The sequence below is a fragment of the Mycobacterium sp. PO1 genome (genome assembly GCF_017312405.1).
GTDB lineage: Bacteria > Actinomycetota > Actinomycetes > Mycobacteriales > Mycobacteriaceae > Mycobacterium.
The window spans coordinates 34,233-48,807 of sequence record NZ_BLTG01000013.1; the positions used below are offsets into that span (position 1 = coordinate 34,233).

Annotated in this window: 14 protein-coding genes; 1 reads left to right on the forward strand and 13 read right to left on the reverse strand. The window is 68.9% G+C overall.

Annotated elements, in window-relative coordinates:
• Positions 1–9 precede the first annotated feature (9 nt).
• From J3476_RS05455 to J3476_RS05505, 12 genes are all read right to left on the reverse strand, one after another.
• Positions 10–1,788 (reverse strand): SLC13 family permease, encoded by a 1,779-nt coding sequence (locus tag J3476_RS05455; protein ID WP_207065497.1) that lies wholly within the window; start codon positions 1,786–1,788, stop codon positions 10–12.
• A gap of 152 nt (positions 1,789–1,940) precedes the next feature.
• Positions 1,941–3,017, reverse strand: a complete 1,077-nt coding sequence (locus J3476_RS05460; RefSeq protein WP_207065498.1) for an ABC transporter ATP-binding protein — start codon at positions 3,015–3,017, stop codon at positions 1,941–1,943.
• Between the two features lie 11 nt (positions 3,018–3,028).
• Entirely contained in the window at positions 3,029–3,874 is an 846-nt protein-coding gene (locus J3476_RS05465) for a carbohydrate ABC transporter permease (RefSeq protein WP_286182632.1), read from the reverse strand.
• Entirely contained in the window at positions 3,871–4,812 is a 942-nt protein-coding gene (locus J3476_RS05470) for a carbohydrate ABC transporter permease (protein WP_207065499.1), read from the reverse strand. The genes J3476_RS05465 and J3476_RS05470 overlap by 4 nt, the downstream gene beginning before the upstream one ends.
• Before the next feature lie 106 nt (positions 4,813–4,918).
• On the reverse strand, positions 4,919–6,196 hold the full coding sequence (locus J3476_RS05475; RefSeq protein WP_207065500.1) for an ABC transporter substrate-binding protein: 1,278 nt from the start codon (positions 6,194–6,196) through the stop codon (positions 4,919–4,921).
• A gap of 12 nt (positions 6,197–6,208) precedes the next feature.
• Positions 6,209–7,513 carry an alpha-glucosidase/alpha-galactosidase gene (locus J3476_RS05480; protein ID WP_207065501.1) on the reverse strand — a complete coding sequence of 435 codons (1,305 nt, stop codon included), beginning with the start codon at positions 7,511–7,513 and terminating at the stop codon, positions 6,209–6,211.
• Positions 7,510–8,472 carry a DMT family transporter gene (locus J3476_RS05485; RefSeq protein ID WP_373889027.1) on the reverse strand — a complete coding sequence of 321 codons (963 nt, stop codon included), beginning with the start codon at positions 8,470–8,472 and terminating at the stop codon, positions 7,510–7,512. Before J3476_RS05485 ends, J3476_RS05480 begins: the two co-directional genes overlap by 4 nt.
• Before the next feature lie 5 nt (positions 8,473–8,477).
• Positions 8,478–9,500, reverse strand: coding sequence for an N-acetylglucosamine kinase (locus tag J3476_RS05490; protein WP_207065503.1), 1,023 nt, complete (start codon positions 9,498–9,500; stop codon positions 8,478–8,480).
• Entirely contained in the window at positions 9,497–10,627 is a 1,131-nt protein-coding gene (locus J3476_RS05495; protein WP_207065504.1) for an SIS domain-containing protein, read from the reverse strand. The genes J3476_RS05490 and J3476_RS05495 overlap by 4 nt, the downstream gene beginning before the upstream one ends.
• Complete coding sequence (locus J3476_RS27825) at positions 10,624–11,397, reverse strand: class II D-tagatose-bisphosphate aldolase non-catalytic subunit (protein ID WP_373889028.1); 774 nt, start codon at positions 11,395–11,397, stop codon at positions 10,624–10,626. The genes J3476_RS05495 and J3476_RS27825 overlap by 4 nt, the downstream gene beginning before the upstream one ends.
• Entirely contained in the window at positions 11,279–11,947 is a 669-nt protein-coding gene (locus J3476_RS28170) for a class II D-tagatose-bisphosphate aldolase non-catalytic subunit (RefSeq protein ID WP_373889029.1), read from the reverse strand. Before J3476_RS28170 ends, J3476_RS27825 begins: the two co-directional genes overlap by 119 nt.
• The gene (locus tag J3476_RS05505) at positions 11,944–12,825 is read right to left on the reverse strand and encodes a class II fructose-bisphosphate aldolase (protein WP_207065505.1); all 882 of its coding nucleotides are present in this window, start codon (positions 12,823–12,825) and stop codon (positions 11,944–11,946) included. The genes J3476_RS28170 and J3476_RS05505 overlap by 4 nt, the downstream gene beginning before the upstream one ends.
• Before the next feature lie 136 nt (positions 12,826–12,961).
• On the opposite strand from J3476_RS05505, the gene J3476_RS05510 reads away from it, so the two are divergent.
• Entirely contained in the window at positions 12,962–13,741 is a 780-nt protein-coding gene (locus tag J3476_RS05510; protein WP_207065506.1) for a DeoR/GlpR family DNA-binding transcription regulator, read from the forward strand.
• A 6-nt stretch (positions 13,742–13,747) separates the two neighbouring features.
• On the opposite strand, the gene J3476_RS05515 is transcribed toward J3476_RS05510, so the two are convergent.
• Complete coding sequence (locus J3476_RS05515) at positions 13,748–14,353, reverse strand: CBS domain-containing protein (RefSeq protein WP_207065507.1); 606 nt, start codon at positions 14,351–14,353, stop codon at positions 13,748–13,750.
• Positions 14,354–14,575: the final 222 nt, after the last annotated feature.

Sequence of the window (14,575 nt, forward strand, 5' to 3'; positions counted from 1 at the left end):
GGCGCCGGCTCAGAACGGGAAGAAAACCGGCACCAGAAACGGCGTCGCGACCAGGACCAGCAGCGTCAGCGGGATACCCAGGCGGGCGAAGTCGGTGTAGCGGTAGCCGCCCATGGCCCACACCATCGTGTTGGTCTGGTAGCCGATCGGCGTCAGGAACGACAGGCTGGCCCCGAAGATCACCACCACGGCGAACGGCATCGCGTTCACGCCCGCCTGCTCGGCGACGGCGACCGCGATCGGGAACATCAGCGCAGCGGCGGCGAGGTTGGAGATCACCTCCGTCACCAGCATGGTGGCCGCCAGCACCGCCGCCAGCAGTCCGATGCTGCCCAGCGGCGCCGCCGCGTTCACCACCAGGTTGGCCAGCGTGGCGGCCAGCCCACTCTCCTCGACGGCCAGCCCGAGCGCGAAGCTGGTCGCCATCAACAACAGCACATTGACGTTGACGAAGCGCCGCGCATCGTTGAGCGTCACCACTCGGCTGACGATCAGCGCGAACGCGATGATCAGGGACGCCTTCAGCAGATCCAGCAGCCCGGTGCCGGCCAGCACGATCAGCGCCGCGACACAGAACTCGACCACCCGGGTGCGTTCACGCCGGATCGGCCGGTCCTGGTTGAGCGGGGCCACGACCGCGAAGTCGCGGTGCTCGCGGAACTGCTGGGCGAAGTCGGGCCCGGCCAGCACCAGCAGCACGTCCCCGGCGCGCAGCCGGACGTCGCCGAGCTTGCCGGACAGCTGCTGACTGGCCCGGTGGATCGCCACCACCGCGGAGCCGTAGCGGCTGCGGAAGCCGGCGGCCTTCAGGCTCGAGCCGACGAGCGGTGACCCGGCACCGATGACCGCCTCGACGAACTGGCGTTGGGGGTTGCGGGCCAGGTCGTCGAAGTGGCGCGCCTCCGCCGAGGCCAGGCCCGTCATGTTCTGCAGATCCAGCACGCGGGCGAGGTTCCCGACGAACACCAGCCGGTCCCCCACCGCCAGCGGTTCGTCCGGACCGACCGCGGCGATGACCCGCTCCGCGCGTTCCACCTCGACGAGGAACACACCGTCGAGGTTGCGCAGCCCGGCCTCGGCGACCGTCACCCCCGCCATGGCGCTGTCGAACGGGATCGTCATCTCGACGGTGAACTCGCGTTCGTTACCGGCGAGCGTCTCGCCCGGCGTGGTGCGGTCCTTCAGTAGGCGCGGCCCGAACAGCACCATCAGCAGTACGCAGCCGATGGTCAACGGCAGCCCGACACCGATGATGGAGAACACCCCGAGCCGGCCCAGACCCGCCGAGTCGATCAGATCGTTGACGAACAGGTTGACCGAGGTGCCGATCATCGTCATCGACCCGCCGAGGATGACCGCATAGCTCAGCGGCATCAGGTACAGCGACGGTGAGCGTCCCGTGCGGCGGCACCAGCGAACCACCCGCGGCGCGAGCATCGCCACCAGCGGGGTGTTCGCGATGAACGCCGACACCCCCGCCGACGGGCCGCACACCCGCAGCAACTCCGCGCGCGGCCGGTTCCGGTCGGCGCCGCCCAGGAGTTTGGACGTCACCCCGTCGAACGCGCCGGTGATGTCGGCGGCGCCCGCCAGTACATACAGCGCGGCCACGATGGCCAGGGACTCGTTGGCCACACCGGCCAGCAGCTGCCCGGAGTCGATGACCCCGGAAACGTAGAGCGCCAGGACCGCGCCGCCCATGACGAGCGCCGGGTTGTATCGGTCGAAAACCAGCACAACGACGGTGACGACGACCACGGCCAACGTCACCCACGCGTCAACGGTCACGCTCCCCCTCTTCGCCGGGCCGCCAACAAGCAGGACGCCACACAGCACCGCTCGAGGGCTCACCGTACCCCGCGCTGGGGTTCGCTGGCTCGATGGCGGCACGGTTCCGATGCCGCGCTTGGCGGCTAGCCGCGTGAGGCGCCGCGTGACCGCTACAACGTGAGGCGCTCGCGGTGCAGCTGGGCCTCGCCGGTCTCGGCGTCGAAGAAGTAGGTGTGCTGCGGCGGCAACGCCAACCCGATCGCGGTGCCGGGTGCGAAGTCCGTGCCCGCCGGCGCCTGCACGATCACCCGCGTGGCGTCGACGTCGGCGGTGATCAGCACGTGGCTGCCGAGCGGTTCGACGAAGTCCACCCGGGCCGGCACCACCCCCTCGCCGCCCGCGCCGCGCACCTCCAGATGCTCGGGCCGCGCCCCCACCGTCACCGGCCCGTCCGGACACGGCACCGTCGACAGCTCGGCGCCGCCGACGTGCAGCACCCCGGAGCGCACCTCGCCGGGCAGCAGGTTCATCGGCGGGCTGCCCATGAACGCCGCGACGAACGTGTTGGCCGGATGGTTGTAGACCTCGTCGGTGGTGCCGATCTGCTGCACCTCACCGCCGGCCATCACGCACAACCGGTCCCCCAACGTCATCGCCTCCACCTGATCGTGGGTGACGTAGAGGGAGGTCACCGGCACCTCGCGGTGCAGCCGCTTGAGGTCACCGCGCACCTGGTTGCGCAGCTTGGCGTCCAGATTCGACAACGGCTCGTCGAGCAGGAACGCCTGGGGTTCGCGCACCAGCGCCCGCCCCATCGCGACCCGCTGCCGCTGCCCGCCCGACAGCTGACCGGGCTTGCGGTCCAGCAAGCCACCGATCTCCAGCAGCTCGGCCGTCTCGCGGACCCGGCGGTCGATCTCGGCGCGCGGCGTCTTGCGCTGCTTGAGACCGTAGGCCAGGTTGCGGTACACGGTCATGTGCGGATACAGCGCGTAGTTCTGGAACACCATCGCGATGTCGCGCTGCCCGGGCCCCAGGTCGTTGACGACCGTTCCGCCGATGCGGATCTCGCCCGAGGTCGGTTTGTCCAGCCCGGCCAGCAGCCGCAGCGCGGTGCTCTTCCCGCAGCCCGACGGGCCGACCAGGATCAGGAACTCGCCGTCGGCGACGGTCAGGTTCAGCCCCTTCAGCGCGGTGACGCCACCAGGGTAGGTGCGGGTGACATCCCGGAACTCGATCTCTGACAACGTCTCGCCTCTCAACCCTTGAGTCCGGTACTGGCCACCGACTGCACGAAATAGCGCTGCGCTCCTATGAACACCAGCAGCATCGGCAGCAGGCTCATCACGTTGGCCGCCATCAACAGCGGCCACTGCACATGGTGGGCGCCCTGGAAGTAGCTCAGCCCCAACGGAATCGTCATCTGCTCCTGGGACGTGATGACGATCAGCGGCCACAGGAAGTCGTTCCACGACGTCAGCACGGTCAGCGCCGCCAGCGTCGACATCGCCGGCAGCGACAGCGGCAGCACGATCTTGAAGAGCACACCGAGCCGGGAGGTGCCGTCCACGCGGGCGGCCTCCTCGAGCTCCACCGGCACCGTCTGGAAGAACTGGCGCAGGAAGAAGATGCCGAACGCGGTCGCCAGGTTGGGCAGCATCAACGCCCCGATGTGGTCGATACCCAGAACCTCCCACACGTTGTCGCCGAACCACTTCACGATCAGGAACACCGGGATCATCGTCACCTGGAACGGCACCATCAGCGTCGCCATCAGCGTCACGAACAGCGCTCCGCGGCCCAGAAAGCGGATGCGCGCGAACGCATATCCGGCGACGCTGCACACCACGAGGTTGCTGACCAGCACCACCGCGGTGACGGTGAAGCTGTTGAGGAAGAAGTGCCCGAACGGCGCCGCGGCCCACGCCTCGGTGTAGTTCTGCCACTGGGGGCTGGCCGGCCACAACACCGGTGGGAAGCGGTTGGCCTCGCCTTCGGTCTGCAGCGACGTGATCAGCATCCACAGCAGCGGAACCAGCAGCAGGAAGCTCAGCGGGATCAACACCAGATGCCAGGGGCTGAACGGCAGCCGCAGGCGCGTCATGAGGTGCCACCGAACCGGCGGGTGAGCCGGAACTGCACACCGGTGATGATCAGGATGACGACGAACAGCGCGTAGGCCATCGCCGCGGCGTAGCCTGCGTCGAAGTGCACGAACGCCTGATCCCACAGGTAGTAGACGATGACGGTGGTGGCCCGCAGCGGGCCGCCGCGGGTGGTGGCGTACACCTCGTCGAACAGCTGCAGCGCGTTGATGGTCAGCCATACCAGCAGGAACAGGTTGGCCGGGGCCAGCAGCGGCACCGTGATGGTGCGGAACCGGGTGAACGGGCTGGCCCCGTCGATCGCGGCGGCCTCGTGCAGTTCGGCCGGAACCCCCTGCAGGGCAGCCAGGTAGACGATCACCGAGAAGCCGGTCCAGCCCCAGATCGTCATCGCCACGATGACGTACATGGCCTGACTGGGCGACGCCAGGAACGGCTGCGACGGCGCGCCGACCGCGTTGAGTGCCGCGTTGACCAGGCCGTAGTCCCGGTCGGTCAGCCACAGGAAGATGATGCCCTGCGAGATCGTGGACACCGCCATCGTGATGTAGGCCGCGGTGCGGTACAGCGAGATGAACCGCAGCGACCGGTTCATCGCCGCGGCGACGAGCAACCCGACCAGCATCGTGCCCGGCACGAACAGCGCGGTGTAAACGATGGTGTGTTTGATCGCCTCGAGGAAGACCGGGTCGTCGGCCATCTTGCGGTAGTTGTCGAACCCCACCCACGGCGTCTCCGGGGTGAGCAGATCGGAGTGCTGGAAGGACAACTGCAGCGACATCAGCACCGGCAGCAGCCCGAAGATGCCGATCAGGATCACCGCGGGACTGACCAGCGTCCACCCCGTCACGCTCTCCGCGCCGCCGAGCCGGCGCCGCCGCCGAGGGTGCGGCGGCGCCGGGGTCACCGGCTTCTCGACGTCGGGGGTGATCAGCATCGGTTCATCCTCGTCCCACGGTCACTTCTCGGCCACGGTCACTTCTCGGAAACGGTCACTGCTCGGAAACGGCCACTTCTCGGACCGGGTCACTTCTCGGACCCGGTCACTTCTCGGCCAGGGCCGCGTCGGCCGCCTGCGCGGCCTTGTTCAGCGCGTCGGCGGGTTGCTCCTTGCCGAGCATCACCGCGACGATCGCCTGCCCCAGCGCATCGGAGATGTCGGGATACTGCTCGACGGTGGGACGGACCTTCTTCACGTTGTTCAGGTTCTCCACGAATGTTGCCGTGCCCGGCACATTCTCGTTGAGCGTGTCCAGCACGGCCTGGTCGTTGCCCACCGACTGCCGGATCGGCAGGTCGCCGGTGCCCAGCGAGAACGTCTTGACCTGTTCGGGCGCCGACAGCCACGCGACGAAGTCGACCGCGGCCTGCTTCTTCTCGTCACCGTTGTCGAACACCACCCAGTTGTCGGGCCCGGCGATGGTCTGGTGTCCGCCCGAGGACCCGGCGAACGTGGGCATCACCTGTACGTCGTAGTCGATGTCGGGCAGCTGGCTCAGATCCCACGGTCCCGTCACCAGCATCGCGACCTTCCCGCTGTTCATCAGCTTCGGGCCGTTCTCGTTGGTGGTGTCCAGATACAGCGACTTGTCGGTCACCGCCATCTGCTGCAGCACGGTCAGCGCCTGCACCCCGGCCTCGGAGTTGAACACCGCCGTCTCGTTGTCCGGCGACAGGATGTCACCGCCGGCCTCCCACAGCATCGGAAGGTAGTGCCACACCGTGTCTTCGCTGCCGTCGGCCGGAATCAGCCAGCCGTACTGCCCCTTCGCCGGATCGGTGAGTTTCGCCGCGGCGGCACGGAAGTCCGCCCACGTCCAGTCCGGGCTCGGCGGAGCGACCCCGGCATCGGTGAACAACTGCTTGTTGTAGACGATCGCGAGGTTGTCCACCAACGCGGGCACCCCAACGATCTTCTCCCCCACCGTGGCGGCCTCCCGCTCGGCGGGATAGAAGTCGTCCCACTGCCAGTCCGGTTCGGACACATACTCGGCCATGTCGACGACCTGGGGGATCTGCGCGATGTTGGGCGACCACGACCCGAACATGTACGCCACATCGGGTGCGCTGCCGCCGCGCACCGCGGTCAGCACCTTCTGCAGCACCAGGTCGTTGCTGGAGTACAGCTCGTTGACCTTCACGTCGGGGTGATCCTGGTTGTACTGCGCGATCAGCTTCTTGAACACCTCCCCCTCGGTGTCCTGGTAGCCGTGCCACACCGCGATCTCGGTGGGTCCGGACGACGAACCGCCGCCCCCGCACGCGGCGAGCACGAGCGTGACAACAGCGAGCAGGGCGACACACAGGCGGCGTCGGATCACGGTGGACACTCCTCAGTAGGTGGGACGCAACGATTCGGGTAGCAGGTCGCCGTGCGCGGCGGTCAGCTCGTCACACAGCTGGGCGATCTGGTCGACGCTCAAGGTGGCGGCGGTGTTGGGGTCGACCAGCGCGGCGGCGCGCACCAACCGGGGATCGCCCTCGACGGCGGCGCGCACCGTCAGGTCCACCGGGCCGAGGAAGTTGCGGTTCAACGCGGCGCACTGCGCCGGCAGGTCACCCACCTTCATCGGGTGCGCACCGAGTGCGTCGAGGACCGTCGGCACCTCCACCGCGACCCCGTCGGGCAGGTTGGTGATCAGACCGGCGTTGGCGATGTTGGCCGAAATGACCCTTCGGGTACCGGTTTCCAGCGAGTGGATCACCTGCGGCGCGTACTCAGTGGAGTCGGTGTCGATGGGCAGCGTGTCGGCACCGGCCAACTCGTCGCGCACGCGGCGGTACTCGGCCAGGTTCGCCTCGCTGATCGCGACGTACTCGCCGACGTTGATGCGCAACCGGGCCACCTCGTCGGGGTTGTGCAGGTACCACGGCACGTATTCGCTGCTGTGCTCGCTGGTTTCGGTCGGGTAGTAACCCAGCCGGCGGTACATGTCCACCCGCACCCGGCGCCGCAGCTCCGGGTCGTCGGCGATGCGCTGATCGAGCAGCGGGTACAGGTTCTGCCCGCCCCGCTCCCAGCGCAGCACCCACGCCTGATGGTTCACCCCGGCCGACCAGTAGGACACCTCGTCATAGGGCACGTCGATGAGCTCGCAGAGCCCCACCATCGTCCAATACACCGAGTGACACAGCCCGAGCACCTTCAGGTTCGGCGCCACGCGGTGCAGGAAGGTGACATTCATCGCCATCGGGTTGGTGTAGTTCAGCAGCCACGCGTCCGGGCACACCTGCGCCATGTCGGCGGCGATGCCCGCCAGCACCGGGAAGGTGCGCAGACCCCGGAAGATCCCGCCGACACCGATGGTGTCCCCGATCGTCTGGTTCAGCCCGTAGCGGGCCGGGATCTCGAAGTCCCGCACCGTCGCCTCGTGCATGCCGACCTGGATCACGTTGATGACGTAGTCGGCGCCGTCGAGGGCGCGGCGGCGATCGGTGGTGGACACCACCTCCGGGTGTGCACCGGCCGCCCGGGCCGTCGCGTGGGTGATGGCCTCGGCGGTCTCGAGCCGCTCGGCGTCGATGTCGTGCAGCACCACCCGCACCCCGCCCAGCTCGGGGAACGACAGGATGTCGCCGAGCAGCTCCCGGGTGAACTCGACGCTGCCGGCACCGATGATGACGATGGACGGTTTCATGCCCGGCTCCTCTTCTCGACCGACCTGTCCGTCGGCGCCACGGTGGGCTGCACCGCGGCGGTGGGCGCCTCACCACGCTTCTCGTCGCTGTACACCATCAGTGTCGAACCGACCAGCGCCAGCACGATGCCGACCGCACCGTAGGGGGTGGGCAGCGCCTGGTACGCGATCAGCGAGACCACGATGGTCAGCGCCGGGGCGAGCGCGTTGGTGGTGGGCGCGACGATCGTCGCCTTGCCGCGCGAGAGCGCCATCACCAGGAACAGCGCGCCGACGGCGTTCAGGATCTGCGTCGCCGCGGTCAATGCCGGTGCCTGCCAGGGGAAGTCGAGCGGCAGGCCGCCCAGCGACAGCAGCGCGACCGGGATCAGCGCGATGGCGGTGATCGCCATCCAGCCGAACGTGGTGGCCTCGTTGACACCCAGCGTGGCGGTCTTGCGCATGAAGTAGGCCTGCACTCCCCAGGCCACGCACACCGCGATGGCCAGCAGCAGCCACGGCCCCGAGGACCCCTCGGCGTCGCCGCCGGAGATGCTGAACAGCACGATCGCGGCCAGTGCGGCGATCAGCCCGACGACGGCCAGCCCACTGATGCGTTCCCGCAACAGCAGCATCGCCATCAGCACCGTGATCGCCGGGGAGATCGACACGATGGGAAAGATCAGGTAGGCCGGGCCGATCGTCAGCGCCTGGAACAGCAGCAGCTGGCCGCCGGCGCCGGTCAACCCGATCAGCAGACCGTAGATGGTGGCCTGGGGCCGCCGGTCGAAACGCTGGCCGCGCAGCGCGAACGCGGCGGGGATGATCATGGTGAGCGCCCAGACGCAGTAGATCATCTCGTCGGGGTAGCCGTACCAGGTGGCCGGCAGCGCGGAGAACGCGCCCCACACACCCCAGAACAGGATCAGCAGGGTCGCATAGAAGATCCAGCTGCGGCTGGATGCAGATGTCGTCGTCACGTCCGTCATGGTGAGGTCACCTTCTCGGAATCGGTTGCGGAAGCGGCGAGTTGCTGCACCGCGTCCGCGCTCAGCGGATGTCCGCTCTGTTTGGCGGCGTACAACGCCGCGCCGACGGCGGGATCGAGCAACGGCCGGCGCAGGTCGAACGCCGTGGGCGACGCGTCCAGCGCCACCCGGAAACGCTGCAGGAAGCCGGGGTCGGAGAACATGCCGCCCGAATACGACACCGGCACCGTCTCGGCGGCGGTGAAGCCGACAAGTGTTGCGGTGGTGTCGATGAGTGCGGCGAGCTCGCCGGCGGCGTCGACGAGGATCCGGTCGGCGGCGGCATCACCGGCCGTCGCGGCCGCACACACCGTGGTGGCCAGCGCGGCGATGGACCCACGGGCTCCGCCCCAGGTGTCGATGACCAGGCTGACCGCGTCGAGGTCGCTGGTGATCCCGAGGCGCTGCTTGAGCAGGTCGTAGAGCGGTCCGCGGGGCGCTCTGCCGTCGCTCATCCGGCTGAAGGCGTTCAGGCCGTGCGCGGCTACCCAGTACGCCGACCCTTCGTCGCCGAACAGCTCACCCCAGCCGCCCACCCGGTGCCCGGTGCCGCGCCGCTCGCCGTAGGTCATCGACCCGGTGCCGCTGATGACGTTGATGCCGTCCTCGCCGGCCAGTGACCCCGCCCAACCGCACACCATGTCGTTGTCGCAGCCGTAGCGGTCATGTCCCAGGACCTTCGCCGGCACCGCATCCAGCGCGGCGATGTCGGCGCTGGCCTCTCCGTATCCCGGCAGACCGAAAAAGGCCCGATCGACGTCCTCGGTGACGATGCCCGCCTGCGCGCAGATGTCGTTGATGCCCTGGGCCAGAACGCGTTCCACGCCGTCGAACCGGGTGGCGGAATCGGCTCCGGCCGCGGCGCTGAAGTAGTACGACGTGGGCGCGGTCGCGCGAGCCAGGACCCGGCCCGCGTCGTCGATCAACGCGAACGCCGTCTTGGAGCCGCCGCCGTCGACGCCGAGATACCGCGCCGTCATCGCCGACCGTCCATCGGATAGATCGTCACGCCCCGCACCACCCGGCTGACTTCACCGGACGGGAACGGGTTGTCCGGAGTCTTCGCGTGCGCCAATGACGTGAACAGCGCCAGATATTGGGCGAACACCAGATACGGCAGCGCGACCAGCGAGTCGGACAGACCGTCGAGGCCCGGGATCACCATCGCCGGCCCCGAGTCATCCGGCAGAGGCTCGGTGCTGATCACCCGCACGTTCTCCGCGCCGAGCTGGGCGCGCAGCTCGGCGACGATGTCGAGGTCGTAACGGCGGGTGTACGGGTCGGTCGAGACGTACACCACCGCCAACGTGTCGGCGTCCAGCACCGACTTCGGGCCGTGCCGAAAACCCAGCGGTGAGTCGAAGTACGTCACCACCTCCCCCGCAGTGAGTTCGAGCAGCTTGAGCGCCGACTCCTGCGCCAGGCCCTGCAGTGGGCCGCTGCCCAGATACACGAAGCGTTGCTTGCCGGCCCGCGCCAGCACGCGGATGTCGTCCTGCAGACCGATCACGTGCTCGGCGCCGCGGGCCAACGCGTCGATGCCCCGGGCGCCACCGAGCAGTGTCAGGCAGCTCAGCAGCATCGACGTCAGGCTCGACGTCATCGCGAACCCGGAGTCGTTGGTGCGCTCGGGCATGTAGACCACCAGCGAGTCGTCGCGGTCGAGATGCGCGCGGCCCAGCTTGCCGTCCCGATCGCAGGTCAGCACCAGATGCCACACCTGGTCGACGAACTGGTCGGCCAGTGCCGTGGTGGCCAGACTCTCGGGGCTGTTGCCGGAGCGGGCGAACGACACCAGCAGCGTCGGGGTACCCGGCTCCAGGTGGTCCAGCGGGCCGGCGACGATATCGGTGGTCGCGACGGATTCCACCCGGCGGTTCAGGTGGCGCCGCAGCGCCGGCGCGGCGATGTCACCCGCGAATGCGGAGCTACCCGCCCCGGTCAGGATGACGCGCAGGTCGCGCCGCGCCAGGACATCGGCGAGAAACGCCGCTGCCTGCTCGTCGGATCGGCCCGCAACCTCACGCCACGCGTCGGGCTGCTGCGCGATCTCGAGAATCGTTGCGCCGCCGTCCTGTTGGGCGGGCACAGCGGTGTGGGTGGTCATCGGGCTCCTTCGGGGCTCGGGGCGCGGCAGGCGTCCGCGTAGGGTCTGAGCGCGTCACGGACCCGGTCGATGACGAGCGCCTGCGCGGAGTCGTCGAGGCCACCGGCACGGATGCGTTCGTATTGCAGCGGCAAAAACTGACTGATCAGCGGCAGCGGGATGCCGACCCGGTCGAGGTTGGCCAGCAGCATCTGTCGCGCCGCGTCCACCTCCTCGTCGGCCCAGTAGTAGCGCAACCGGTCGCTGTAGCTGTAGCGGCGAGCGGTGCGCTGCGCGGCCGGGCTGCCCTCGTAGTAGGACTGCCAGTATTTCGGTTCGGCCAGCATCCGTCGTTCCACGACCTCGATCAGGTTCGACCGGGCCGGTCGCGCGATGAGTTCGGTTTCGATCCGCGCCAGCGCGAACAGCGCCTCACGCATCGCGAAGGTCAGCCCGGGACCCACTTTGAGGACGGCCCAGTGGTCGTCGACCAGTTCGCGCAACTGCGCGGGTCGCTGGTAGTCGGTCGAATGCGCTTCGAACACCAGGTGCGGCTCGGTGTCGAGCACGTGCCGCAGTTCTGCGGTGGCGCCGTGCACGTAGTCGAAGACGTTGAGGTGGTCGAACTCGACGCCGGGCTGTACCACCAGCGCCATCACCCGCGGCCACACCTCACCCAGGCCCGCGTCGGCGAACGCACTGCGGTGCGCGGCCAGCGTGGCGCGGGCCCGTTCGGCCGGCGTCGGGGTGAGCTGCTCCAGGGTTTCGTGGGCGCCACCGGGGACGGGCACCTCGGTGCCGATCACATACACCGGACCGTCGGAGCCGACCTGGCGGGCGGTGTCCTCGGCCACGCGCAGCAGCCGCGCACTGCGCTGTGCGACAACGTCGTCGGGCGAGCACGGCGGGGTCGTCGGCGCAGCGCATGCTGCAGTCCAGATGGATCTTGGTGTAGCCGGCCTCGACGTAGGCGGCGATCAGCGTCTCCGCGTGATCCATCGCCACCGCGGCGTTCTCGCGCTGCCAACGGTTGGGCCCGAGGTGATCGCCCCCGAGGACCACCCGGTCGCGGGCGAAGCCGTGGGTGTCGGCGATGCCGAGCACCAGCTCCCGGAACTCCGCGGGCCGGAGCCCGGTGTAGCCGCCGAACTGGTCGACCTGATTGGAAGTGGCTTCGATCAGCACGAAGCCGTCGTCGGCGGCGGCCTGGACAATCGCTGCCTCCAGCACGGTGGGGTGCGCCGAGCACACCGAGTAGACCCCCACAGGTTCACCCGCCTTGTGCCGCCCGATCGTGTCGGCCAGCCAGTCGACCCGCCGCAGCGTCGATGCCGAACTCATCGCGCCTCCAACGTGGCCGGCGCGGTGATGACGCGGCACAGTTCGGCGACGGTGTCGGCGATGGCCTCGCGGGCCGGTGCCAGATACGTGCGGGGATCGGTCACCGACGCCTGCCCGTCGAGGACGGCGCGCACCGCACCGGAGTAGGCCAGGTTGAGCGCGGTACCGATGTTCACCTTGCGCATCCCCGCGCGCACCGCGGCGCCGAGGTTGTCGTCCGACACCCCCGAAGAGCCGTGCAGCACAAGGGGAACCGCGACACTGCCACTGAGGCGTCCGATCAGGGCCAGGTCCAATTCGGCGTCGCGGGTGGTCATGGCGTGCGAGCTGCCGACGGCGACCGCCAGCCCGTCCACTCCGGTGGCGGCGACGAACTCGGCGGCCTCGGCCGGATCGGTGCGGGCGCCCGGTTCGTGGGCGCCGATCGCGTGACCGTTCTTGCCGCCGACCTGGCCGAGTTCGGCCTCCACCCACAGACCCACCTCGTGTGCGCGGAGCGTGAAGCCATGCGTCGCCTCGACGTTGGCGCGGTAGGACAGGTGCGCCGTGTCGACCATCAGCGAGGTGACGCCGAGGTCGGCGGCGGTGGCGATCGCCTCGTCGATCAGTGCGGGGTCCTGCAGGTGGTCCAGGTGCACCCCCAGCGCGGCATCGGAGCCCTCGGCGATCCGCGCGCACGCCGACACCAGCGGCGCCATGCGCCCGCCGTGAAAACGAATCGTGTTCTCGCTGATCTGGATCAGGGCCGCGGCACCGCTGCGCTCGACGCCGGTGGCGATGCCCTCGGCATGCTCGAGGGTGATCGCGTTGAAGGCCGGCACAGCGGCACCGGTCACCGCCGCGGACATGATCAGGTCGGCGGTGGCGGTCAACGCCATGACACGGCCTCGGCGGCGGGGGCGGATGTGTGGGACATCACTCGAGCATGAGAAGCTCGCTCAAAGCGCGCAATACCAACCGGCCAAACGCTCAACAAAACTGCGCGGTTCGGCCACCGTCCGAGGAGTACCGGCCATGTCGATCAAGCGCACCGACCGGATGCGGGAGGTGCTGTCACTGCTCCGCGACCGGGGCGAAGTCTCGTCGACGGTGCTGTGTGCGGAGTTGCGCGTCTCGGTGGCCACGCTGCGCCGCGACCTCGCTGAGCTGGAAGAGCAGGGCCTGCTGGTGCGCACCCACGGCGGTGCGCGCGCGCTGGACCCCAGCGGCAGCGAGATCCCGGTCCGGTTGCGCGATCACCGGATGGTGGCGATCAAGCGACGGATCGCCCAGCACGCCGCGGCGTTGGTGCCGCCCGGGCCGCAGGCGGTCGCGCTGACCGGCGGAGTGACCACCGGCGAGGTCGCCCGGGCACTCAAGGGCAGGCCGAACATCACGATCGTCACCAACTCGCTGACCATCGCCGCCGACTGCGCCGTCGACGCGCACATGAAGGTGATCGCGACCGGGGGCCTGGTGCGCGCCAACACCCTGGAGGCGGTCGGCCCGATGTCCGAGCATGCGTTCCAGGTCATCACCGTCGGCACGGCGGTGCTGGGCGCGGACGGAATGTCAGCGGAGGTCGGCGCCACCACCTTCGACGAAGCCGAGGCCCGTACCGCGATCGCGATGGCCGCCAACGCCCAGCGTGTCATCGTCGCCGTCGACGGTTCCAAGATCGGCACCGTCACGCTCGCGAAAATGGTTCCGCTGGAACGGATCCATCACCTGGTGACCGACTCGACCGCCGACAGGCAGCAACTGAAGCTCATCCATGCCGCCGGGGTGCAGGTCCACGAGATCACCGTCGACTGAGTTCGTTCACGGCGACACATCGGCGGCCTGCGGAACCTGTGCGGGCTCTGCCCGGCCGCCGCGGCCGATGCGGACCGTCTTCGCGCCGGGCACCGTCCGGGCCAGCGCGATGGCGATGCGACGCTCCGGGTCGTCGTCGAAGCGCCCCGCCAGCGTCACGTCACCGCCGCGCACCTGCGCGACCCAGCGCCGCTTACCGGTGTAGTCGTCGAGCAACTTCTGCACGCCCACAGCAATCGCGTCGTCACTGGTCAGGTCGAGCCGCAGCAGATCCCCTCGGCTGATGATGCCGATCACCCGTCCTTCGTCGTCGACGACGGGCAGGCTGCGAATCCCCTGGCCCAGCAACAGCTGGCCCACGACATGGACGTCGGCGAACATCTCAGCGGCAAGTGCGGGACAGGCCATCGCCTCACCGGCTGTGGTGTGGCCACGATGGTTGGCGCGCAACACGTCTCCGGCGGTGATCACACCCAGCAGCAGTCCACCGTCGTCGACCACCGGCAGCGCGGCATAACCACAGTTGGCGAGAATCGCCCCCGCCTCGGACAACGGCGTGGCATGCCGGACGGTGACCACCGGCCTGGTCATGAAGTTCACAGCGGACCACATGATGGGGGTGCCTCCCTGGGCGAGTAGGCTTATGCTACGAAACACAATACACGAAGCACGTTGCGTATGTATCCGGCGGCCGGACATTGACCTACGAAGCGTGCTTCGCTAATACTGCTTCCGCTTCAGTAGCGGCGAACGGTGCGCCGGAAGCGAGACACCATGGACCACCGCCGGGCGTCTTCGCCTTCCGCGCAACGGCATTGGCCGGACCCGCCGAAT